This window comes from Collinsella sp. CLA-JM-H32B (genome assembly GCF_040098065.1).
Taxonomy (GTDB): Bacteria; Actinomycetota; Coriobacteriia; order Coriobacteriales; family Coriobacteriaceae; genus Collinsella.
On sequence record NZ_JBBNNA010000001.1, the window covers coordinates 411,062 to 434,951 of the forward strand.

The 23,890-nt window shown below is 58.8% G+C and carries 20 protein-coding genes; 15 read left to right on the forward strand and 5 right to left on the reverse strand.

The genetic code is table 11. The features are described 5' to 3' along the window. Positions 1-66 precede the first annotated feature (66 nt). Together AAA138_RS01705 and AAA138_RS01710 are read left to right on the forward strand one after the other, a co-directional pair. Complete coding sequence (locus tag AAA138_RS01705; protein WP_349089317.1) at positions 67-924, forward strand: LysR family transcriptional regulator; 858 nt, start codon at positions 67-69, stop codon at positions 922-924. 201 nt (positions 925-1,125) lie between these two features. After that, a complete protein-coding gene (locus AAA138_RS01710; RefSeq protein ID WP_349089369.1) occupies positions 1,126-2,607 on the forward strand; it encodes an aminotransferase class I/II-fold pyridoxal phosphate-dependent enzyme in 1,482 nt (493 codons plus the stop codon). A gap of 74 nt (positions 2,608-2,681) precedes the next feature. On the opposite strand, the gene AAA138_RS01715 is transcribed toward AAA138_RS01710, so the two are convergent. After that, the gene (locus AAA138_RS01715) at positions 2,682-3,092 is read right to left on the reverse strand and encodes a peptide deformylase (RefSeq protein ID WP_349089318.1); all 411 of its coding nucleotides are present in this window, start codon (positions 3,090-3,092) and stop codon (positions 2,682-2,684) included. Between the two features lie 205 nt (positions 3,093-3,297). Here AAA138_RS01715 and AAA138_RS01720 point away from each other — a divergent pair, with 205 nt between their 5' ends. Continuing rightward, positions 3,298-4,713: an MFS transporter gene (locus AAA138_RS01720; RefSeq protein WP_349089319.1), complete on the forward strand. Its 1,416-nt coding sequence runs from the start codon at positions 3,298-3,300 to the stop codon at positions 4,711-4,713. Between the two features lie 152 nt (positions 4,714-4,865). Then, entirely contained in the window at positions 4,866-5,777 is a 912-nt protein-coding gene (locus AAA138_RS01725; RefSeq protein ID WP_035137032.1) for a hypothetical protein, read from the forward strand. Positions 5,778-6,206: 429 nt separating this feature from the next. Here AAA138_RS01725 and pdxT read toward each other — a convergent pair whose 3' ends face one another. Both pdxT and pdxS read right to left on the reverse strand, forming a co-directional pair. Further along, positions 6,207-6,794, reverse strand: a complete 588-nt coding sequence (gene pdxT / locus AAA138_RS01730; protein WP_225093316.1) for a pyridoxal 5'-phosphate synthase glutaminase subunit PdxT — start codon at positions 6,792-6,794, stop codon at positions 6,207-6,209. A gap of 20 nt (positions 6,795-6,814) precedes the next feature. Then, positions 6,815-7,705, reverse strand: coding sequence for a pyridoxal 5'-phosphate synthase lyase subunit PdxS (pdxS, locus tag AAA138_RS01735; RefSeq protein WP_349089320.1), 891 nt, complete (start codon positions 7,703-7,705; stop codon positions 6,815-6,817). 145 nt (positions 7,706-7,850) lie between these two features. Here pdxS and AAA138_RS01740 point away from each other — a divergent pair, with 145 nt between their 5' ends. Both AAA138_RS01740 and AAA138_RS01745 read left to right on the forward strand, forming a co-directional pair. Further along, a complete protein-coding gene (locus AAA138_RS01740; RefSeq protein ID WP_349089321.1) occupies positions 7,851-9,290 on the forward strand; it encodes a PLP-dependent aminotransferase family protein in 1,440 nt (479 codons plus the stop codon). A gap of 538 nt (positions 9,291-9,828) precedes the next feature. Continuing rightward, positions 9,829-10,710, forward strand: a complete 882-nt coding sequence (locus AAA138_RS01745; protein ID WP_349089322.1) for a hypothetical protein — start codon at positions 9,829-9,831, stop codon at positions 10,708-10,710. A gap of 240 nt (positions 10,711-10,950) precedes the next feature. Here AAA138_RS01745 and AAA138_RS01750 read toward each other — a convergent pair whose 3' ends face one another. After that, positions 10,951-11,514: a ferritin family protein gene (locus AAA138_RS01750; protein WP_070097113.1), complete on the reverse strand. Its 564-nt coding sequence runs from the start codon at positions 11,512-11,514 to the stop codon at positions 10,951-10,953. Positions 11,515-11,767: 253 nt separating this feature from the next. On the opposite strand from AAA138_RS01750, the gene AAA138_RS01755 reads away from it, so the two are divergent. From AAA138_RS01755 to AAA138_RS01795, 9 genes are all read left to right on the forward strand, one after another. Next, on the forward strand, positions 11,768-12,988 hold the full coding sequence (locus AAA138_RS01755) for an iron-containing alcohol dehydrogenase (protein ID WP_349089323.1): 1,221 nt from the start codon (positions 11,768-11,770) through the stop codon (positions 12,986-12,988). A gap of 8 nt (positions 12,989-12,996) precedes the next feature. Then, positions 12,997-14,376, forward strand: coding sequence for an aldehyde dehydrogenase (locus AAA138_RS01760; RefSeq protein ID WP_349089324.1), 1,380 nt, complete (start codon positions 12,997-12,999; stop codon positions 14,374-14,376). Between the two features lie 123 nt (positions 14,377-14,499). Beyond that, complete coding sequence (locus tag AAA138_RS01765; protein ID WP_349089325.1) at positions 14,500-14,826, forward strand: HIRAN domain-containing protein; 327 nt, start codon at positions 14,500-14,502, stop codon at positions 14,824-14,826. A gap of 18 nt (positions 14,827-14,844) precedes the next feature. Continuing rightward, the gene (locus AAA138_RS01770) at positions 14,845-15,024 is read left to right on the forward strand and encodes a hypothetical protein (RefSeq protein WP_349089326.1); all 180 of its coding nucleotides are present in this window, start codon (positions 14,845-14,847) and stop codon (positions 15,022-15,024) included. 66 nt (positions 15,025-15,090) lie between these two features. Then, positions 15,091-15,636, forward strand: coding sequence for a metallophosphoesterase (locus tag AAA138_RS01775; RefSeq protein WP_349089327.1), 546 nt, complete (start codon positions 15,091-15,093; stop codon positions 15,634-15,636). A gap of 73 nt (positions 15,637-15,709) precedes the next feature. Then, positions 15,710-16,546: a PRD domain-containing protein gene (locus AAA138_RS01780; protein ID WP_349089328.1), complete on the forward strand. Its 837-nt coding sequence runs from the start codon at positions 15,710-15,712 to the stop codon at positions 16,544-16,546. A 343-nt stretch (positions 16,547-16,889) separates the two neighbouring features. Then, positions 16,890-18,338 carry a PTS transporter subunit EIIC gene (locus AAA138_RS01785; RefSeq protein WP_329738722.1) on the forward strand — a complete coding sequence of 483 codons (1,449 nt, stop codon included), beginning with the start codon at positions 16,890-16,892 and terminating at the stop codon, positions 18,336-18,338. A 78-nt stretch (positions 18,339-18,416) separates the two neighbouring features. Continuing rightward, positions 18,417-19,181 (forward strand): ChbG/HpnK family deacetylase, encoded by a 765-nt coding sequence (locus AAA138_RS01790; RefSeq protein WP_349089329.1) that lies wholly within the window; start codon positions 18,417-18,419, stop codon positions 19,179-19,181. Between the two features lie 139 nt (positions 19,182-19,320). Then, positions 19,321-21,078 (forward strand): DUF2130 domain-containing protein, encoded by a 1,758-nt coding sequence (locus AAA138_RS01795; RefSeq protein ID WP_349089330.1) that lies wholly within the window; start codon positions 19,321-19,323, stop codon positions 21,076-21,078. Positions 21,079-21,152: 74 nt separating this feature from the next. Here the strand turns inward: AAA138_RS01795 and AAA138_RS01800 are convergent, their stop codons facing one another. Next, a complete protein-coding gene (locus AAA138_RS01800; RefSeq protein ID WP_349089331.1) occupies positions 21,153-23,834 on the reverse strand; it encodes a DUF3516 domain-containing protein in 2,682 nt (893 codons plus the stop codon). Positions 23,835-23,890: the final 56 nt, after the last annotated feature.

Sequence of the window (23,890 nt, forward strand, 5' to 3'; positions counted from 1 at the left end):
TAGAAGAAAAGCGAATATAATGCATGGATAGCATGAGAAAAACTCATGCAAAGGTGGAGGGGTGCCGTGGAAACGAATATTCAAAAGATGCAGGTGCTGCTGGAGACCGTGCGCGCCGGAAGCTTTACGCGCGCCGCCGAGCGGCTGAGCTATTCGCAGTCGGGCGTGAGCCGTATGGTGGCCGATCTTGAGGCTGACTGGGGCTTTAAAGTTCTCGATAGAAGCCGCGAGGGCGTAGTGCTTTCTGCCGACGGGCGGCAGGTCATGCCGGCAGTCGAGGCGCTCTGCGAGGAATTCACTCGCTTGCAGCGACGGGTGGATGAGATGCGTGGGCTCATGCGCGGCAAAATCTGCATCGGTACGTTTTCGAGCGTGGCGACCCACGTGCTGCCGCCGGTGATTGCGCGCTTTCGCGCCGATCATCCGGATGTCGATTACGAGCTGTTGATGGGTGATTACTCCGAGATTGAGCAATGGGTGGCGGAAGGCCGCTGCGACCTGGGCTTTATTCCGCGCGAGCCACGCGGCGCCGGCATGGCGTCGCGGCCGTTGGTGCAAGACGAGCTGATGGCCGTGGTGCCAGCGGACTCCTCGCTTGCCACCGCGGAGGTCGTTTCCCTTGCCGATTTGGCTGACGAGCAATTTATTCTGCTGGAACGCGGTAGCGACGACGAGATTACGCCGCTGTTTCGTCGCGCGGGTCTGGCGGTGCGCTCTAAGCTGTCGACCTGGGATGATTATGCGATTATGGCTATGGTCGAGGACGGCCTGGGCGTGAGCATTCTTCCGGCGCTCATCTTGCGCCGCTGCCAGTTCGATGTTGCCGTGCGCCCGCTCGAGGGACATCCTCATCGGCAGATCAACGCAATATACCGCACCGCTGACGTTTCGCTTGCGGCGGCTCGTCTCCTTGAATATCTCTAAAGGCGCGTACCCGTTGCCCACTTTGGGACAATTCTCGGGGTTCGGTACATTTTCTTGTGAAATTGAACTTCCGGATAATGCGCCGCGCTATACTGCTGCCTAAATTGAACTCTGGTTCAATTCGTGTTCTATAAATTGAACTTTGCCAGCAAGGAGGTTCTAGTGGCCCAAGAGACGTTTAGCGATCGCCTGCGACAGGCTATGTCCGATCGCGACGTTCGCCAGTCGGACGTAATCCGCGCATCGGAGATGCTCGGCAAAAAACTCGGCAAGAGTCAGATGAGCCAATATGTGAGCGGCAAGACGATTCCGCGGCGCGATGTGGCAGAGCTGCTCGCCCGCATTTTGGAGGTCGATGTTACCTGGCTGCTTGCCGGTGACGCCGATCAAGGCGAGGCATCATCGCCCCGTAACGTTTCCAAGCCCGAACCCCATCCCTCAGCTCAAATTCCAAGGAGCACCACCATGCGTACTTTTTCTAAATCCACCAAGCTTGATAACGTCCTGTATGATGTGCGCGGTCCCGTCGTCGACGAGGCCGCCCGTATGGAGGACGAGGGCGAGCGCATTCTCAAGCTCAATATCGGCAACCCGGCGCCCTTCGGTTTCCGCACGCCCGACGAGGTCATCAAGGACATGCGCCAGCAGCTGCCCGACTGCGAAGGCTATTCCAACTCGCGCGGTCTGTTCTCTGCGCGCAAGGCGATTATGCAGTACTCGCAGATCAAGGGCCTGCCCAACGTTCAGATGGAGCACATCTACACGGGCAACGGCGTGTCCGAGCTCATTCAGCTTTCGATGAACGCGCTGCTCGACAATGGCGACGAGATTCTGATCCCCAGCCCCGACTATCCGCTCTGGACGGCGTGCGCAACCCTTGCCGGCGGTCATCCCGTACATTATCTGTGTGATGAGCAGGCGGATTGGTATCCCGACTTGGAGGATATGGAGTCCAAGATCACGAGCGCGACCAAAGCCCTCGTCATCATCAACCCCAACAACCCCACGGGCTCGGTCTACCCGCGCGAGGTGCTCGAGGGCATCGTCGAGGTTGCGCGCAGGCACCAGCTCATGATCTTTGCCGATGAGATCTACGACCGTCTGTGCATGGACGGCTACGAGCACGTCTCGATTGCCTCGCTCGCTCCCGATCTGCCCTGCGTCACCTTTAGCGGCCTTTCCAAGTCGCACATGATTGCGGGCTATCGTATTGGCTGGATGGTGCTTTCGGGCAACCAGCGCTGTATGAGCGATTTCATCATGGGCATCAACATGCTCTCTAACATGCGCCTGTGCTCCAACGTGCCGGCTCAGTCGATCGTCCAGACGGCACTCGGCGGCCATCAGTCCGTTAACGACTACATCCGTCCCGGCGGCCGTGTCTACGAGCAGCGCAACTTTGTGTATGAGGCGCTCAACAAGATTGACGGCATCTCGGTGGTTAAGCCGCGTGCGGCGTTCTACATCTTCCCCAAGATGGATGTGAAGAAATTCAACATCACCGATGACGAGCAGTTTGCTCTCGACCTGCTGCACGAGAAGAAGATCCTGATCACGCGCGGCGGCGGCTTTAACTGGGCCGAGCCTGATCACTTCCGCATCGTGTACCTGCCGCGCATGGAAGTGCTTAAAGAGTCGCTCGAAGACCTCGCCGACTTCTTCGATCACTACCGCCAGAGCTAAGGGATAGAGGCCCCATACAATCGAAAGCTCCTTGCAGTTGCTTGGCTGCAGGGAGCTTTCTTGAATCGGCGGAACTAGATCACGACGCCGTTGCAGTGGTCGATTTCGTGTTGGATGATCTCGGCGGTGTAGCCCGAGAAGTTTTTGATGCGGTGGATAAAGTTCTCGTCCAAATACTCAACCTTAATGCGGCGATAGCGGGTACAGGGACGCTCGCCGATTAGCGAGAGGCATCCTTCGCTTGTCTGATAGGCATTGACCTGCTCAAGAATTTGAGGGTTGTACATCAGGAGCGTCTTGTTGCCGTCTTTTACGCAGATGATGCGTTTGCGCACGCCGATCATGTTGGCGGCGAGGCCCACGCACTCGTGCTCATGCTCGTGGAGCGTATCCAGGAGATCCTGCCCGGTCGCGGCATCGTCGGGCCCCGCGTCTTCGGAAGGCAGGCGCAAAAAGAACTCGGATTTCATGATGGGCTTAATCATGGCGGGCTCCTCATGTCTCATGCTTTCGTGGACTTTTAATAATAGCGCGGAAGGAAAGCTGTGCGTCCGCGTTACAATCTTTCGACGTTGGACCATGTTGCCAGACTCGTCGTGTACGGCGTCTGGCGTAAGTCTAGGGCTCATTTTTCGCCCTGGACTGTTCCTCTGGGGCGATGCGACTCTCGTTCCAAGAGGAAGGAAATGCATGGGGAGCAAATCTCAGCAACAAGTTCAAGTAACGCCATCGGCCACTGCGGCGCTTCTCGCCGTAATGTATATCGCAGCCTTTGTTGCCGCGTTTAACGAGAACATCATTAACGTGGCGCTGCACGACATTATGGCGGCCTTTTCGGTGAGTGCCACCACGGCGCAGTGGCTCGTTTCGGGCTACATGATCGTGACGTCGATCTTTACGGCTATCATGGCCTTCCTGTCCGGTCGTTTCTCGACGCGCAAGCTGCTGTTTTTCGCATGCGGATGCATGGTCGCCGGCGAAGTCCTGTGCCTGGTCGCTCCGTCGTTTAGCGTTTTGCTGCCAAGCCGTATTTTGCAGGCTGCGGGATCGGGCATCTTGTTTCCGCTCATGATGAATGTGGTGCTGTCTTGTGCCCCGCGCGAGAAGCTCGGTCTGTATCTGAGCCTGGGCGGCGCCTGCATTACGCTAGGACCGGCGTTTGGACCCGTGATCAGCGGTCTTATGTGCACGTTATTTGGCTGGAGGGCGGTATTCGTAGTGCCGCTGGTGGGCGGCATTGCGGTCGCTGCGGCGGGCGTAAAGCATGTCCAGAATGTCGGAGAGCGTTCGAACACCACGCTTGATATTCTGTCGGTGGTTTTGCTCGCTGCCGGTATTACGGCATTTGTGTATTCCGTAGGTGAGTTCTCGACCAATCTGATTGCCGGCATCGCGACGCTCTTCGCCGCCATTGTGCTGCTCGGCCTGTTTGCGGCCCGCCAGCTCAAGCTCGAGCATCCGGTGCTTAACGTGCGTCCCATGGCGAGCGTTCGTTTTTGGCCTGCGTGCTTGCTTGTGGTGGTATCGATGATGACGACGTTCTCGATGAGCGTTTTGTTGCCGCTCTATTTTGAGGGCGCATACGGCATGACCGCACTTGTTGCGGGCTTGCTCATTTTGCCGGCGATTGCCTGCAATGCTGTGACCTCGATTGTGGGCGGACGCGTGATGGACGCCCGTGGCGCATGGCCGCTGCTGCCGGTCGGCTTTGCCCTGATCGCCGTGGGGCAGACTGTCATCTCGATGACGGCCGCAAGCATGAACATCGGCGTCGTCGTGGCGCTGACCGTTGTTGTGTATGCCGGAGTCGGTTTGGTGCTGAGCCCCTCGCAAACGGCCGGCTTGGAGACGCTGCCTGTCGCCGAGCATCCTCACGGAACGGCATTGCTCAACACGTGGAACATGATTGCCGCATCGTTTGGCCCGTCGCTGTTTATCGGCCTGCTCTCGAGTTCTGCGGCGACTGCCGGCGCCGCTGGCGTTGCGACCGACGTTGCCCAGGCGATTGGATTTGCGGCAGCCGTGCGTGTGGCGGCTGTAATTGCCGTGGTCGGATTTGTGGTATCGGTTGTGTACGCTCGCCGCGAGTCGCACATGTCGCATTAATGTGTGCACATAGATTCTGCAGCTAGATTAGCGGGCGACACCATAAACTAATGGACGTTTTGCCGAGAGGCATGAATGTTTAAAGCGCAAAGAGTGCGCGACGGGCCCCGCGAATGGGGCGATGATGCCCGAGAGGGCCAAGAAGGAGTCTCATGTCTGAGAACGAAGAGATCATGAACGAGACCGAGAACGAGACCATGGCTGCCGAGGTTGAGGCAGTCGAGACCGTGGAGACCGAAGCTGCCGAGGTTGAGGCTGCTGACGAGGTTTCCGCCGAGGAGGAGGCCGAGGTTGTCGAGGCCGCCGTTGATTACGATGACGAAGAGCTGATGGACAAGATGCAGAAGGCCGCCCGCCTGCTGCGTAGCCGTCGCTTTGCTATTTCCAAGGAGGAGGAGGCCAAGGCCGAGCGCATGGCGAACATCGAGCGCGCCATCAAGCTTCTTGACCTCAAGCCCAAGATGGAGCAGAAGGAAATGTCCGACCTGCTGGGCATGCGCCTTCGTGAGCTCGATGGCCTGATGGCCGAGGCCGAGGCTGCCGATCTGGTCGGCCGCATCGACGACGCCGAGGGCGATATGCGCAAGATCGTCGTCTTTGCTGCCGAGGATGCCGCTGAGGGCCTGGTCGAGCTTGCCAACAAGAAGGAGAAGCTCCTGCCCGAGCTTTCTTATGAGGAGGCCACCGAGCTGATGGCCGCTCTCGATAAGGTTATCGCTCCGCTCGTCGCCATGGGCCTGGACGAGGACCGCGGTCCTCGCGGCGGCCGTGACGATCGCGGTGGCCGCGGCGGCGACCGTGGCGGTCGCGGCGGCTTTGGCGACCGCGGTGGCCGTGGCGGCGATCGTGGCGGTCGCGGTGGCGATCGTGGCGGCCGCGGCGGCTTTGGTGACCGTGGCGGCGACCGTGGCGGTCGCGGCGGCTTTGGCGGCAACCGTGGTGGCTATGGCGACCGCGGCGGCAACCGTGGCGGCTTCGGCGGCAACCGTGGTAACGACCGCGGCGGTCGCGGTGGCGATCGTGGCGGCCGCAACGGCGGCGGCTTCCGCGGCAACCGTTTTTAGTTGGGTTACGCGGTTTTACCAAACCGCGTAACGGCTCGACGCTGCGCGGGCCGCATTTGGACAATCTGACGTTCAACTTCAAGGGCGCGACCAGAAGGTCTGCGCCCTTTCGTTTCACGTCACCTTGCCTCAAATGCGGCCCGCTCGCTGACTTATGCTCAACCTATGGCGTCATCTCGCCCCAAAAGGGCCTCCCTCGCTCTGGCGAAAGGTAGTCGTTGGGGACGTTCTTAAATGACTAGTCGTTGGGGATAAATACTAGTCGTTGGGGACGTTCTTGTTTGACTAGTCGTTTAAGAACGTCCCCAACGACTACATAGCATGAGAGTGGATAATCTCCCGGTTTGAGTCTGCATTCAAGCTCAAAGTGGGAGATTATCCACTCTCATTTGCTATGCGTCCGAAAATCCACGCTCGTTTGTTTTCTGCCTACATTTGTAGGAACAGTTCGTGGAGGCGGGTGTCTTCGTCGAGTTCGGGGTGGAAGGTTACGCCGAGCTGGTTGCCCTGGCGGGCGGCGACGATGCGCTCGTCGACTTTCGCTAAGGCCTTGGCGTCGCCGTGGACCTCGACGATGCGGGGCGCGCGGATAAACGTCAGCGGCACTTCACCGTCGATGCCGGCTACCTGCCCCTTGGTTCGAAAGCTGCCGAGCTGCCTGCCGTAGGCATTGCGCTCGACAAGCACATCCATGGTTGCCAAACGGGGCGTGCCCTTATCGTCATGGGCGGCAAGGTCGTGAGCCAGCAGAATCAGGCCGGCGCAGGTGCCCAGGACGGGCATGCCTTCAGCGATACGGGCACGAAGCTCCTCGAGCATGCCCAACTCATCAAGCAGCTTCCCTTGAACGGTAGACTCGCCGCCGGGAAGTACCAGACGGTCAAAGTCCTGCTTCAAATCAGCCGCCTGCCTCAGCTCAATACAGTGTGCGCCCAGCTCGGACAGCCTCGCCTCGTGCTCGGCAAAAGCACCTTGGACCGCCAGCACGGCGACCGTTTGGTCTGCATAATCGCTCATGTGCGATCCTTTCTGCCGGACTAGCGTCCGCGCTCCTCCATGATGATCTCGATCTCGTCGGCGTTGATGCCGACCATGGCCTCGCCCAGGTCCTCCGAAAGCTCGGCAATGAGCTTGGCATCGGTGAAGTTTGCCACGGCCTTGACGATGGCGGCGGCGCGCTTGGCCGGGTCGCCGCTCTTAAAGATGCCCGAGCCGACAAAGACGCCCTCGGCGCCCAGCTGCATCATCAGCGCAGCGTCGGCGGGGGTCGCTACGCCGCCGGCGGCAAAGTTCACGACGGGAAGCTTTCCCGTGGCATGGACCTCGCGCACCAGCTCGACCGGAACCTGCAGTTGCTTGGCTGCCTCAAAGAGCTCGTCATCGCGAAGGGCAATAACGTCGCGGATCTGATTTTGGATCTTGCGCATGTGACGCACAGCCTGAACGACGTCGCCCGTGCCCGGCTCGCCCTTGGTGCGAATCATCGTGGCGCCCTCGGCAACACGGCGCAGCGCCTCGCCCAGGTCGCGGGCACCGCAGACAAACGGGACGTCAAACTGGGTTTTGTCGATGTGGTAGACATCGTCGGCGGGGGAGAGAACCTCGGACTCATCGATGTAGTCGATATCGATGGCCTGAAGGACCTGCGCCTCGACGATGTGACCGATGCGGCACTTGGCCATGACGGGGATGGAGACGGCCTCTTGGATGCCCTTGATCATCTTGGGGTCGCTCATGCGCGAGACGCCGCCTGCGGCACGGATGTCGGCCGGGATGCGCTCGAGTGCCATGACGGCGCAGGCGCCCGCCTCCTCGGCGATGCGTGCCTGCTCGGGCGTGGTGACGTCCATGATGACGCCGCCCTTGAGCATCTGCGCGAGCTCGCGGTTGAGTTTGACGCGATCGGCCTTGCTGGTCTGTTCTGCCATGGTTGCTCCCTTGGTTGGCATGTGCATTGCTTGACGGAACATCCTATCTGGGAGCTGGGTATGGCGAAATACTCAGTTTTCGAGATAATGACAAGGTCAGACTAATACCAGATTGAATGACTTAATAAGGTCAGGTGATAGGCTCATGCTTGACTACAATTTGGAAAAACGCGGCGGAGCATCGCTCTATGAGTATGTTTACCAGCAAATACGAGATGATATCGTTGCTGGACGCATTGCGGCGGGGGAGCATCTTCCGTCTAAGCGTACCTTTGCCAGTCATCTGGGAATCAGTGTCATTACCATCGAGAATGCATATAGCCAGCTACTTGCCGAGGGCTATATTTGCTCAATGCCGCGTCGTGGCTACTACGCTTGTGAGCTTCCGGATGCACCCGTTTTGCCCTTGGCTGAGACAGAGCTTGATCGAGATTCCGCTCCTGCGGGTCTTAACGCACATGATGTTGATGGACGGGTCGAGCAATTCGACGCACTTTCTCCTTCCACTTTGGAGGCGGCGCGGCTTTGGCAAAGCGCACTGCGGGCGACGCTGGCATCCGAAGACGAGCGCGAGATCTTTTCGCCCGCACCGGCACAGGGCACCGCTCGGCTACGATGCGCAATCGCTCACCACCTGCGTGGGACGAGGGGCATGAATGTCGACCCCAACAACATTGTTATCGGTGCGGGCGCCCAGCTGCTCGATACCATGTTGGTTCAGCTGCTTGGAGCCGACAGGGTGTATGCCGTTGAGGACCCGGGCTATTTGCGCCTGACGCGCATCTATCAGGCTATGGGCTGCAAAGTTCGACATATCCCGTTGGATGATGAGGGCGTGGACTTGAGCACTCTGCAGAAAAGCGGGACCGATGTCCTTCACCTGATGCCGTCCCATCAGTATCCGACCGGCCTTGTGACGAGCATTGCGCGTCGCTACGCGCTGCTCAGCTGGGCAGCCGAGCAGCCGGGCCGGTATCTCATCGAAGACGACTTTGATTGTGAGTTTCGCCTTGCCGGCAAGCCGATTCCCGCGCTCACGTCGATCGATGCCGCTCAGTCGGTTATCTACACCAACACGTTTTCGAAGAGCCTTTCATCGGCGTTGCGTTTGGCGTACATGGTGTTGCCCGATGAGCTGATGGAACGGTTTGGGCGCGACCTTGGTTTTTACGCTTCGTCGGTGAGCTCTGTTGACCAGGTCGCTTTGGCGCGTTTGCTGGAATCGGGTGATTACGAGCGGCATGTGAACCGCGTGCGTGTGCGCGCTCGCGAGGCACGCGATGGCCTGATGGCGCTTGTGCGGAAAGCGTTTCCGGCAGGGGAGGTTTCAATCGAGCATGCAGACGCCGGCCTTTACTGCACCGTGGCTGCAGAGCGCGGAGCGGGTGGAAGCTCTTTTGTGCGGGCCCTCACGCGCTCGGGTATCCCGTTCGTCGATGTCAGTGACTGCTATTGGTGTGCCGATGGCGCATCTGTCCCTGAAAACTCAAGTCAAATTCTTGTTCAGTATGACGATTTGAGTCCAAAAGTGCTTAATACCTTGGAATTGCAGCTAATGGGAGCACTCTGCAACCTAAGTGAGTAGACTTTTGGCACTTTGGCGACCAGGCAGTTTTGTAACAAGCTATCTACCTGTGGTTTTGAAAAGCAGGATGACCGGCCTGCTCGGGATGTTCAAAAAAGTCTACTCACTTGCCGCGCAAAGCTTCTGCATGCGAAAAAAATGGGGTTTTCAACAAAACTTTGTCCAGCTCTCGGCAAGCTTTTGGTCAGTTGGGGAGGGCTGTTGAAAACTTGACAGTCCGTTCGGTGCCATTTTTGGTGCGTTCGCGCCAATGCGAGACAAGCTGGGTTGAAATGCGTGTTTTCCTGTGCCTATGAAGGATTTACTTTGTGACATATCGGCTTTTAGGTATTTGAGTTTGCCTCCTCAGGTCCGCGCTTTGTGTCCGCCGCTTCCACGGCCGGAAGAAGATCGGCAGCGATATGACCTCGCCCGTAACCCGACGGCTGCGGTTGCACTCGGCTTTCCGTTGTATACATTGGTTCGGACGAGAAGCAAACGGACATGCTCTGCCGGCATTAGGCAGCGGCTGTTCCTGGGCGAGCTTCCCAGGGAATCCGTGCTGGAAACGGAGCATGGATTTTTGATTACGTCTCCTCTACTGACGGCATTCATCATGTCGCGGCATCTGACGGATCTTCAGCTTCTTTTTGTGTTGGCGGAGATGTGCGGCCTGTTTGCGGTGTGTGCTCTGCCAGCGGCACTCGAGGCGGAGCTTTCGCGTGCAATTGATTCGGGCGCGATTTCGACAACGTTCGGTTGGGTGCGCTGCCCGTCCGAGGACGGCGCCGCTTCAAATTTATGGCGTCGAGACGCTTTGGTTTTGGGCAGAGACCTTGACCGTTTTTGTTCAGATGTTTGCGGGATGCGTTACGGCAATAGATTTATGGCGGTATCGCAACTCGTTCCATTGGGTGCCGCGTCGCCTTTTGAGGTCGAGGCGTATTTGTTGCTTGGACTGCCGCGAGCCCTGGGAGGCGAAGGGTTTTGCGGCATAGAGCTCAATGTCGAAGTGACGCTAAGCACAAGTGCTCGAGCGATTGTGGGAAAGTCCCGTGTATATATCGACCTACTACTTTCTTCGCTGGACGGCAGGCGACAGGTGGCCATTGAATGTCAGGGAAAGGCCTCGCACGGACGCGCAGGGGATGGCTTGCGTGACGCCGATCGCATGACGGCCCTTCAGGCCATGGGCTACGATGTACTTCTCCTGACACACAGACAGATATCCGATGAGGATAGATTCCGCGCGATCGTTAAGGCCGTATGCAGGATGCTCGATGCTGAATATCGTGATAAAAGCCCGGATGAGCAAAGGGCTGAGGCATTACTCCGGTCTGAACTATTCGTTGACTGGACAAAATTGGGGGTAATCGACGGAAAGATGCCCGTTAGACGCAAAACAGCTCGATCGTGGACGGCTGCGGTTCTAAGTGAGTAGACTTTTGGCACTTTGGCGACCAGGCCGTTTGGTAACAAGTCATTTACCTGCGGCTTTATAAAGCAATATGGATGGTGTGCTCGGCAAGTTCCAAAAAGTCTACTCACTTAGTTTTTGACGAGCAACCGATGCCGAAGGCGGTCCTATTTCAGGGCGTTAACGAGTCCTCGAGACACAAAAAGGCCCGAACCGTGCGGTCCGGGCCTTATCGAGCTAGAGATTGTCTCTCAGACGGCTGGCTTAGCCAAAGTAGCGCTTGAGCAGGCCGGCGAAAGCCTTGCCGTGACGAGCCTCGTCGCGAGCCATCTCGTGGACGGTGTCGTGGATGGCATCGAGACCAGCGGCCTTGGCGCGCTTGGCAAGATCAGTCTTGCCGGCGGTGGCGCCGTTCTCGGCCTCAACGCGCATCTCGAGGTTCTTCTTGGTGGAGTCGGTCACGACCTCGCCCAGGAGCTCGGCGAACTTGGCGGCGTGCTCGGCCTCCTCGTGGGCAGCCTTCTCCCAGTACAGGCCGATCTCGGGATAGCCCTCGCGATGAGCGACGCGAGCCATGGCCAGGTACATACCGACCTCGGAGCACTCGCCCTCAAAGTTGGCACGCAGGTCGGCAACGATGTCCTCGGAGACGCCCTCCATCTTGGCGACGCCCACGACGTGCTCGGCAGCCCACTCGAGCTGGCCCTCCTCCTGCTTCAGGAAACGAGAACCGGGAACGCCGCACTGGGGGCACTTAAAATCCTCGGGCAGCTGGTCGCCGTCGAACTCTTCCACATAACCGCAAACGGGGCAAACAAACTTCATGATTCGATCCTTTCGATCGATGGCGATTGCGCGCTCGTCCGGTCCCGTAAGGGCCCTCTCCGGACGTGCGTCTTGACGAGTTCTATTATCCATAAATGCAACCAAATGTGAAGCCTATTAGGAATGATTTTTAATAAAACAATTTTGAGATATGAAGATGTTGATTGATTAACGATTGGTAGGCCGTCTGTGATCTCTGCTGAGTACAATCGGTCGAGCAAATGTTGACCTATCAACAAATAAAGGAGTTTCCTTTATGCATCTAGCCCGTCGTGCCTGGTGCCGAACATATCAGACGGTTTTTCGCATTGCATTGCCGATCCTGCCCTATACCGAGCCGCGCATTTTGGAGCATGCCGAGGATGTGCCCGCGGTGCTTCAAAAACGCTCGATCCAGAAGGTTCTTATCGTGACAGACCCTGGTATTGCACGTTTGGGGCTCACGGCATCACTCGAGCGTGCGCTTACGGCTCAGGGGATTGGCGCTACGGTCTATGCCGAAACGCGTGCGAACCCCACGGTCTCAAACGTGGAGGAAGCGGCGGCGCTGTATCGCGAGAACGACTGCCGGGCCATTATCGGCTTTGGTGGCGGTTCGGCCATGGACTGCGCCAAGGGTGTGGGGGCGCGCATTGCACAGCCGAACAAGCCCATCAACAAGATGCGTGGCCTGTTGCGCGTCCACCGTCTCCTGCCGCTACTTATTGCGGTTCCCACTACCGCCGGTACGGGAAGCGAAGTCACGCTCGCGGCGGTAATTACCGATAACGAGACGCACTATAAATACCCCATTAACGACTTTGTGCTCATCCCGCGTTTTGCGGTGCACGACCCCGAGTTTACGCGCGGGTTGCCGGCGTCCACCACGGGGCAGACGGGTATGGATGCCCTGACGCATGCTGTCGAGGCCTTTATCGGCCGTAGCACCACGCCCTACACGCGCAAGATGGCGCGTCAGGCGGTCCAGCTCATCCGCGACAATTTGCTCGAGGCCTATGAGCATGGCGACGACATGCGTGCGCGCCGCAATATGCTTTCGGCGGCGTATAAGGCAGGCGTTGCGTTTACCCGCTCCTATGTCGGATATGTGCATGCCATCGCGCACAGTCTGGGCGGCCGATACGGAATTCCGCACGGTTTAGCCAACGCGATCATCCTGCCGCACATGCTTCGCGCTTATGGTGACGCCGCCGCCCCCAAGCTTGCCGATCTTGCTCGCATGGCGGGCATTGCGCCGGCTACCGCGCAGGACAGTCTTGCGGCCGAGGCCTTTATCGATTGGGTCGACCGCATGAACGAGGCCCTGGGAATCCCCAAATATGTCTCAGGTATTCGCCGCTCCGATATTCCGCAAATGGCGGCGCATGCCGATGCCGAGGCCAATCCGCTGTATCCCGTTCCGCTTTTGATGGACCGCCTGGAGCTCGAGCATATGTACGAAGTTGTTGCAGGTGGTATGTTTGAGGACGAGAACTAGGAGGGTCCATGAACACCGAGGAAATTGCGCGCATCGTCGGCGATCAGCGCACCTACTTTAAGACGCACGCTACGTTTGATGTCGATGCTCGCCGCCGCGCACTGGTGCGCCTGCGCGATGCGGTTCGTGCGCACGAGGGCGATATTGCCCATGCGCTCAAGACCGATTTGGGTAAGTCGCATGACGAGGCATATATGTGCGAGATCGGCACGTCGCTTTCCGAGATTCGCCATCAGATTGCGCATATGGCCCGATGGAGCCGCCCGCGCCTGCGCCCCTGCGACCTCGCCAATGCCATTAGTGTGTGCAAAACGCAAGCCGTGCCCTATGGCGTCACGCTCATTATGGCTCCGTGGAACTACCCGTTTTTGCTAACACTCGAGCCGCTCGCCGGCGCCCTTGCCGCGGGTAACACCGTGGTCATCAAGCCGAGTGCCTATGCGCCGGCTTCGAGTGCGGTGCTCAGGCAGATTTGCGAGGAAGCATTTGATCCGCGCCTGGTGACGGTCGTCGAAGGCGGGCGTGCCGAGAACGAAGCGTTGCTCGATGAATGCTGGGACAAGATCTTCTTTACCGGTAGTGTTCCGGTCGGCAAGCTCGTCATGGAGCGCGCGAGCAAAAACCTCACGCCCGTGACGCTTGAGCTGGGCGGAAAGAGTCCCTGCATCGTGGATGCGACGGCAAACTTGAAGGTCGCGGCACGACGTATCGCCTTTGGTAAATGGCTCAACGTGGGGCAGACCTGCGTGGCGCCCGACTACCTGCTGGTCGATACGCGCGTGCACGATGAGCTGTTGGGCCTCATCAAGGAGGAGGTCCGTCGCATGTTTGGCGAGCACCCGCTCGATAACGAGGACTACGGTCATATTGTCAACGCCAAGCATTTCGCGCGCGTACGCGGGCTGATCGACCCCGATAAGGTTGTGCTGGGAGGAACGGTGCGCGAGTCGTCGCTCAAGATTGAGCCGACGATCCTAGACGGCGTGGCGCCTGAGGACGCCGTAATGCAGGAGGAGATTTTCGGCCCCATTTTGCCGGTGCTGACGTTTGAGAGCCTAGACGAGGCCGAGACGTTTATTACGGATCGTCCGACGCCGCTGGCCCTGTATATCTTTAGCCAGGACCGTGCGGTTCGGCAGCGCTTTGTGCGCTACGTGCCCTTTGGTGGCGGCTGCGTTAACGACACCATCATGCATCTGGCTACGAGTCATATGGGCTTTGGCGGCATGGGTGCGAGCGGTATGGGGCAGTACCATGGACGCGAGAGCTTCGATACGTTTAGCCACAAGAAGAGCATCGTGAACAAGGCAACGTGGCTGGACGTGCCGTTTCGGTATGCGCCCTACGCAAGCTGGAAGCACAAATTCGTGCGCATGTTTGTGCATTAGAATCAGATGGTGTAGCGACAAACGGTCGAAAAGGCGCGGGTGGGGCGAATTTGTGTCCGCACGGACCCGTAGACTTCTCACTAAGGTTAAGCGCCGGTTTATCCGGCCGTTAGAGGAGTTGCCATGTACGAGCCTTCACGTGTTCTTCTGTCGTTTCATATTGCAGGATTTCAATATGCCGACGGCGCTTTGGTCCTAGGCGATCTTAAAGCGGGCGATAAACTGACGTTGTGCGCCGAGCGCGATAATCCCCATGACCCCGAGGCAGTTGCGATCTACTATGGCAAGACCAAACTTGGCTACGTTCCGGGAAACGAGGTCGGCCCACTGTCCTTGATGATGTATTACGGCCACAAGGACGTGTTTGAGGCCCGCGTGCAACAGGTTGCCCCCGAGTGCAGCCCGTGGCATCAGGTGCGCGTTGGGCTCTATGTGGTGGATGCTCGCTAGTCGGCAATGGAGGCTGCCATGTTTGATGACGATGAACTGTTCGATCTGACAGATGATCCGTTTGAGTGGGATATGTTACTCGATGACGATGAGTTGGAGCAGGGCCGTAGGAAACGGCAGGACAAGAAAACTCAGGGTGACGCTTCGAAAAAGCAAGACAAGCGCCGCCGCGGACTGTTCGGCGGGCTCTTTGGATAACCGCCGCATCGCTGCGTCTGTATACTTAGCACGAGTTGAACACGTTGCGAAATGAGGGCATAGACGATGATGTGGTTTACCGCCGACCTGCACCTGGGCGATACGAATATTTTGCACGACATGGACCGGCCGTTTGGCTCGGTCGAGGAGATGAACCGCAAGGTTATCAATGCCATCAATGAGTGCGTGGCGGCGGACGACCGTCTCTATATTCTGGGTGACTTTACTTATCGTTTGCCCCTGGCGGAGGCGGTGCGCCTGCGCGAGCGCATCGAATGCCAGAACGTGACGCTCATCCGCGGTAACCATGACGGCGACTGGGAAGATTCCGACGTACCGCAGATTTGGGAAGACGTGCGCGATTACCTGGAGATTGCTCCCGGCTATGCCAAGGGCCATCGTCTGGTTATGAGCCACTACCCCATGCTCAGCTGGAACGGCAAGGCACGTGGCGCCATTATGCTGCATGGGCATATCCACAGCAGGGGTGACCGCGCCAACGCACGCAACCGCGATCGCGAGCGCCCTATCTTTCGCTACGATGTCGGTCTCGATGCCAACGACTACAAGCCCGTAAGCCGAGACCAGATCTTGAGCTTCTTTGGACTGTAGCTGCAAGTGCAGGTAGAATGAACGCGCCGTGTGGATGGTCTGCACGGCGTGTTTTAGTAGGAGCGATGATTCCATGAGGGCTGTCCAGCGCATTAACCACAACGCTGCCATCTGCGAAGACGGCGCGGGGCGCCAGCTCATCGCGTTGGGTCGCGGTATCGGCTTTGGCGATATGCCGCACGATGTCGATTTGGATGTCGTTACCCGCACCTTTTACGGTATCGATTCCAAGTACCTGGCGTTTATCGACGAAGTTGATCCCGAGGTGCTGGAGTTTTCCGCCCAGCTGGCCGATATCGCAACTGGGCAACTTTCGTACGAATTGAGTCCTAATCTGCCCATTACGCTGGCAGATCATATCCAGTTTGCCATTAAGCGCGCCCGCGAACATATGGTGGTGTCGTTGCCGCTCAAGCGCGATCTGGAGCAGCTGCATCCTATTGAGTATCGATTGGGCGAGCTAGCCGTTCGCGGCATTAAGAAAACTTTTGCCATTCGCATGCCCCAGAGTGAGGCCGCGGGCATTGCCATGTCGATTATCAATGCGGCGATTAAGCCGAGTGAGCGGCGCGTGCTTGCCGAACAGCACGAGGAGCATCTGCTCGACATGACGGTTGCAATTATTCAAGAAGAGTTGGGTGTGACGGTCGACCGCTCGTCGTTTGCCTTTACTCGCTTTGCCACCCATGTGCGCTATCTGCTCGACCGCGTGGCAGAGAAAGAGCCGATTGATACCGAGAACTCAGGTCTCTACGACGTGCTCGTGGAGCAGTATCCGGCGGCATCGCGCTGTGCTCATCGTATCGACGATCTGATTCAAGAGGCCTTTGGCGAGCCATTGGCCCAAGAAGAGCTCGTCTATCTGATCATGCACGTGAATCGCGTGGCTCCCACCAGCCTGGATAGATAGGGGGTCTCTGGCGCCCCCTTTCCGTTATGGCGACCGTTTGCGGGCCGTTTGCTACCGTTCATCGGTAATCTGAGCCGCAGCGAACGCATCTGCCGCATATACTCGCCGTGTGTTGGGTGTTACTCACGGCGCAGCTCCGAGAGGCACTACCGATTCTGCCGAGGCCATTATTGGGTCTCTGTCGGTTGTGCGCGGGGCTTTTTTCATGTCGATCCACCCGGGAATCACATGCAATGAAATCTCTTGCCAACGGATATCGCGTGCTGCGCAGGCGCGAGCGGAATCGTGCGTCTTGATGCTGTGAAGGCCCACAGACCTTTAGTTGGAAGAGAAGGGATTCGACATGGCTGTCGATAACAAGAAGATTGCCGAGGACGTGCTTGCTGCCGTCGGCGGCGCCTCCAATGTGACGAACGCGACGCACTGCATGACCCGTCTGCGTCTGAACCTTAAGGATCAGTCCATCCCCAATGACGATGAAGTTAAGAAGATCAAGGGTGTTCTGGGTGCCCAGTGGTCTGGCGGCCAGTATCAGGTCATCATCGGTCAGAACGTACCGAAGGTCTACGACGCCGCCATTGCGCTGGGAGTTAAGGGCGAAGGCTCCATTGACGAGAACCTCGATGGCGGCACCAAGGAGCCGCTGACGCTCAAGACTGCGGGCAACAAGATCCTCAACTATCTCTCCAAGACCATGGTCATGACGATCCCCATCATCATGGGTGCTGCCATGTTCCGTACCATCGCTGTGGTTTGCGGTGACGGCATGCTCGGTATTTGGTCTGCCGACTCCGACATCTACAACTTCTTCTACAGCTGGATTTATAACGCTGGCTATTATTTCCTTCCCGTTTATTTGGGTTGGGCTGCTGCGAAGCAGCTTGGCTGCAGCCAGCCACTCGGCATGATGCTCGGCGGTGTGCTCATTGCTCCTGAGTTCATGACGTTGGTCAACGCTGCGGCGGATTCGGGCGTAACGACCACCATGGTCTACGGCGTGCTGCCGGCCCAGCTGAACAACTATTCCTCCACCGTGCTCCCCATGGTTCTGTCCATGCCGGTGCTTATGGTCGTCGAGAAGTTCATGAAGAAGGTCGTTCCCGACATGCTCTCTACGGTGTTTGTACCCGTGGGCACCATGGCCGTTATGATCCCCGTTTCGTTGTGCGTGCTGGCTCCGATCGGCTCCATCCTGGGCAGCATGGTCGGCAACTTTATGTTCGGTCTCGGTAACGCCGGCGGCATCGTCACCATCCTCTCCCTCGTCGTCATTGCCGCACTTTGGGAGTTCCTGGTTATGACCGGTATGCACCAGGTCCTGCTTGCCCTTGGTATTGTGCAGCTGCTCACCCTGGGCTCCGACTCCTGCGTTATGGTCGCGGCCGGTATCTCTCAGTTCGCTACGTGGGGCATGGCCTTCGGTGCCTTCCTGCGCCTTAAGGAGACCGACGAGAAGGGCGCCATGCTCGGCTTCTCGCTCTCCGGTATCGTGGGCGGCGTGACGGAGCCCGCATTGTATGGCTGTGGCTTTAAGTACACTCGCTGCCTGGGCGCCATGGTTGCCGGCGGTGCTATCGGCGGTTTGATCGCAGCCCTCACCAATGTGACAACGTATGTTCTGGGCGCGACCAATATTCTGGGCGTCACCGGCTTTGTTGCCGGCGGAACGGCTAATCTCGTCTGGGGTTGCGTTGCATCGGGCGCTGCATTTGTTGCCGCCGCTGCCATCGCCTACCTCTTTGGCTTTAGCAAGGATCAGCTCGAGGAAGATGTTGATGCCGCTAAGGCTTAAGACATCTGTTTAGGTAGGATAATTACCTGGGGCACTTGGCTACACTCCAAGTGCCCGTTTCCATAGATTGGAGTCGTTGTGAAGCAATTGCTTATTCGTGCCGATGATCTTGGTTATTCGTACGCCGTTGACTTGGGGATCGCCCGTAGCGTCAACGAGGGCTTGGTGCGCTCAGCGGGCCTTATGCCAAATATGCCCGAGGCCGAGCGTGGGTGGTCGCTCGTGGCGGATGCCGATATTGCAGTGGGCCAGCATACCAACGTGTGCCTGGGCAAGCCGTGTGCCGACCCGGCGCTCATCCCGAGCATGCTCAACGAGAACGGCGAGTTCCATAGCAGCCGTACCTTCCGCGAGCATTTTAAGCGCGGCGAGGAGTTGATAGACTTCGACGAGGCCTGCATCGAGATCCGCGCGCAGCATGACCGCTTTGTCGAGATCGTGGGCCGCGAACCCGATTACTTTGAGGCCCATGCCGTCATGAGCAAAAACCTTAACCGAGCGATCTCGGCGGTTGCTCAGGAGCTGGGCCTTAAGGAGCAAAAGGCAAGCTTCGACCCCACGGCGGTTGTGCGTTGCGGTGCCACCGACCTGCGCATGGTGATGCATTCGATGGAGCCGGGCTACGAACCCAAGGACTCGATTATGCAGACGGTTCGCGAGATGGAGGACGGCGAGACGGTCGTCTTTGTGTGCCATCCAGGCTATCTCGATCGTTTTATCCTGGAGAACAGCTCGCTTACGACTGACCGCACCAAGGAGGTCGATGCGCTGATCGACCCCGAGCTTCGCGCTTGGCTTGAATCTCAACCTGATCTTCGCCTTATCGACTACCGCGATCTGTAAGGACCCAAACCGCCACAAAGGGGACAGGCACCTTTGTGGCGGTTCTGGCGCCGTTGCCTTTATGGCGGCGGCGTCTTTTTTGTCCGTGCGGCGCGGTAGAGTGTAGGCGGTTGAAATTTGCGTCCATCGAGGAGCTGCTATGAACGAGATCAAGTGCCCGCATTGCGGCGAAGTCTTTAAGGTCGATGCGTCCGGCTATGCGGATATCGTCAAACAGGTGCGCGATGCCGAGTTCTCGCGCGACCTGGATGAGCGTGTGAAGGCAGTCCAGCGCGAGGGTGAGCAGGCGCTGGAGCTTGAGCGCTCGCGTTTGTCGGCTGCCTTGCAAAAGGTAGAGTCTCAGCGCAACGCTCAGCTTGCCGAGCAGAAGAACACTGCGGAGCAGAAGCTGGCACAAGAGGTTGCCAAGCGCGATGCCGAGCTTGCCGAGTTGCGTGTCAAGCTCGAGGGCGCTGCCGCGGAGCGCGAGAGTGCAAGCCAGCGTGCAGCTGTTGAGGCCCGTGCGGATGCGCAGAAGGAGAATGCCGAGCTTCAGCGCGAGATTGACAATTTACGTGCGCAGCTGGGACGCAAGGATGACGAAGCCAAGCTTGCCGAGGCTTCGGCGCGCAATGCTGCTCAAAACGATTTAGCTGCACGTGATGCCCAGATTGCCGAGCTGCAGGCCAGGCTTGCCGCGGCGGACAAGGCCCAAGAGATGGCGCTTGCCGCTGCCACGGCAGAGTCGCAGCGTGAGCTCGATGCCGCTCGCAGCGAGGCCGAGCGCGCGCTTGCTGACTATCGCGCGAAGGTACAAGAGAAGTTTTCCGCCGCAAAGGCTCAGTCCGAGCAAGAGGCCGAGGGCCTGCGTGCCCAGCTGCGCGAACAGGAGCTGACGGCCAAAATGAACCTATCGGAGGCGGTCGCCGCGGCGGAGCGTGAGCGCGATGAGGCACGTGCCAAGCTCGCGAGCGAGCTGGCGGTGCGCGATTCTCGCGAGGAACAGGTCAAGGTGGCACACGAGCTCGAGCTCGCGCAGGCCAAGCGCGCGAGCGATGACCTGATTCGCTACAAGGACGAAGAGATTGAGCGCCTTAAGGATATGAAGGTCCGCCTGTCCACCAAGATGGTGGGCGAGTCACTCGAGCAGCACTGCGAGACCGAGTTTAACCGTCTGCGCATGACGGCGTTTCCTAACGCGTACTTCGAGAAGGATAACGATGCGTCCGAGGGTACCAAGGGCGACTTTATCTTCCGTGAGTGCGACGCGAGCGGCAACGAGGTCATTTCGATTATGTTCGAGATGAAAAACGAGAACGACGAGACTGCGACCAAGCACAAGAACGAGGACTTCTTTAAGAAGCTCGACCACGATCGTCGCCAGAAGGGCTGTGAGTATGCAGTGCTCTGCACGCTGCTCGAGCCCGAGAGCGAGCTTTACAATGCCGGCATCGTGGACGTGAGCTATCGCTACGAGAAGATGTACGTGATCCGCCCGCAGTTCTTTATTCCCATGATTACGCTTCTTCGCAACGCTGCCATGGGTTCGCTGCGCTATAAGCAGGAGCTGGCGGAGTACAAACAGCAGAATATCGACGTCACAAACTTCGAAGCCAAGATGGAAAAGTTCAAGAATGATTTCGGTCGCAACTACGAGATCGCGAGCCGCAAGTTCCAAACGGCGATCGATGAGATCGACAAGACGATTAGCCATCTGCAAAAGACCAAGGAGGCGCTCCTGTCGTCCGAGAACAACCTACGCTTGGCAAACAAGAAGGCCGACGACCTCACGATCCGCAAACTCACCTGGGGGAACAAAACCATGAAGGCGGCCTTCGACGAGGCGCGTGAGGTGGCGGCGGACACGGTTGATGAGCCCACCGATGCCGATTCGTATGAGATCGAGGATGCCGAGTAGGGGATAGCGTATCGCACAAAAGCGGGGCCGCTGGCGATGTTGCCAGCGGCCCCGCTTCGTTCCATTGCGCCCGGCTAGTCTTCGAGCAGGTCCTCAATAAAGCCGACGCGGTAGTTTTTGAAGATGACCTCGCCGCCATCTTGCGTGGCATCCAGGTCGACATCGCCCATGATGCCAAAGTCGTGGTCGCCATCCTCGTCGGCAAAAATCTGGTGCACGTGCCACACGTGATCGGTCTTCTCGTCGCTCTCGTCGATGGTAAACATCGCGGCACTGCGGGCGTCTCCGTCGGTGAGGATTTCCTCGTGCTGCTCGTGATAGGCGTCGAGGGCCTTTTGCCAGCGGACCTCGCTCATGCCCCAGTCCTCGTCGAGCTCGCCCAGATCGCGCACGTGTCCACGGGCCGCAAGGGTCACGCGGCGGAAGAGCGCGTTGCGCACCAGTAGCGTGCAGCCGCGGCGGTCGGCCACGACCTCGTCGATGCCCTGCGGCGGTGTGGCGTCGAGTGCAGCGGGGTTGCCGGCGTTCTCCCACTCGTCCACCAGGCTCGAGTCGACCGAGCGCACCACAAAGCCGAGCCACGAAATGATGTCACGCAAGCGCTCATCGCGCTTCTCAATGGGAACGGTGCGATCGAGGGAACGGTAGGCCTCGGCTAGGTAGCGCAGCAGAATGCCCTCGGAGCGGGCGATGCCGAGCTTTTGGATATAGCCCTTAAAGTCGCTCGCGCTCTCCAACATGTCGCGCAGGACGCTCTTGGGCGAGAGCTGGTAGTCGTTGGCCCAAGGTACTTCCTGGCAGTACTTGTCGAAGGCGGCATCGAGCAAGTCCTCGAGCGGCTTTTCGTAGGTGACGTCCTGGATGCGCTCCAGGCGTTCCTCATATTCGACGCCGTCAGCCTTCATTTCGGCCATCGCGCGGTCGCGCGCGGCGCGATCCTGTGCACGCAGCACCTGCTTGGGATCCTCGAGCGTTGCCTCGACCATCGAGATCAGATCCATGGTATAGGTCTCGCTCTCGGGGTCGAGCAGCTCCAGCGCGGCAAGCAAAAACGGCGAGAGCGGCTGGTCGAGCGCAAAGTCCTCGGGCAGATCGACCGTCAGCGCATAGTCGATGTCTGGTGCGGCGTCAGCCGGAGCGTCAGGCGCGGGCGGCACCTCGGTGCGAACGACGACGCCGGAATCGATGAGCGTGGCGAAGATTTCGTCGGCACGAACCTCGAGCTTGGCCTTTTCCTCGGGCGTTTGCAGGCTTGTCTCGATGAGGTCGTGCACACGGGCGCGAGCATCGCCGCCCTGCTCGACCACGCTAATCACCATGGAGTGCGTGATACGCAGGCGTGGCTTGAGTGTCTCGGGCTGCGTTTCGATCAGGCGCTCAAAGGTCTGCTTGTTCCATGTGACAAAGCCCTCGGGGGCCTTTTTCTTTTTAATTTTACGGAGCTTCTTGGGGTCGTCGCCCGCCTTGGCCATGAGCTTTGCGTTCTCGATCTCGTGCTCCGGGGCCTCGGCGATCACCATGCCCTCGGTGTCAAAGCCCGAACGCCCGGCGCGACCAGCGATCTGATGGAACTCGCGGGCGCGCAGGCGACGCATCTTGTAGCCATCGAACTTGGTGAGCGCGGTGAGCACCACGGTGTGGATGGGTACGTTGATGCCGACGCCGAGTGTGTCGGTGCCGCAAATGACGGGCAGTAGGCCCTGCTGCGCCAGGCGCTCGACCAGGAGGCGATAGCGCGGCAGCATACCGGCGTGGTGCACACCGACGCCACATCCGAGCAGACGTTTGAGGATCTTGCCAAAAGCCGTGGAGAAGCTCGTGCCTTTGGCGGCTTCCTTAATAGCCTCGCGCTGCTCCTTGCTGGCAATGCCAAAGTTGGCGAGGGATTGCGCCGTCGCAAGGGCGGCGTCCTGGCTAAAGTGCACGATATAGAGCGGGGCCTCTCCACGGCGCATGGCGAGCTCGACCGTGCCCTCGAGCGAGGTCGTCACGTAGTCGTAGCTCAGCGGCACGGGGCGCGGGGCATCGACGACCAAGTCGCAGGTAGCACCGGTGTGTTCCTCGAGTGAGGCGGCGATGGCAGTGACATCGCCGAGCGTGGCGCTCATGAGCATGAATTGCGTGTGGGGCAGGGTGAGCAGCGGCACCTGCCAGGCCCAACCGCGGTTGGGGTCGGCAAAGTAGTGGAACTCGTCCATGGCCACGCAGCCCACGTCGGCATCTTCGCCCTCGCGCAGTGCGTCGTTGGCAAGGATCTCTGCCGTGCAGCAGATGACGGGTGCCTTGGTGTTGATATGCGTGTCGCCGGTGATCATGCCTACGTTATCGCGGCCGAGCACCTGCACAAGGTCGAAAAACTTCTCGCTGACCAGAGCCTTGATGGGAGCCGTGTAGTAGCAGCGCTTGCCCTGAGCCATGCCCATAAAGAGCATACCCAGCGCGACAAGCGACTTGCCCGATCCGGTCGGTGTTCCCAAAATGACATGGTCACCGGCGGCTAGATCCATGAGGGCCTCTTCCTGGTGGTCCCACAGCTCAATACCGCGATTGCTCGTCCATTCAAAGAAGCGTTCGAAGGCCTGGTCGGGCGTGAGCCACGGTTCGGGCTCGCTGCCGTCCTCGGGCTCCCACCAGGTGGGGGAGAGCGCACCGAGTGAGCCGAATTCGGCTTCGGTTCCCGTGCCGCCCGAGAACGAGCTGGCGGCGCCGGCGCCGGAAACGGTGCTGGCGGAAGTATCTGTCGTGGTCTGTGCCATGTGGTTGCTTTCTCTCGCGTTTGTCCGCCAACTATTATGGCGTAGCGGCGGCGCGG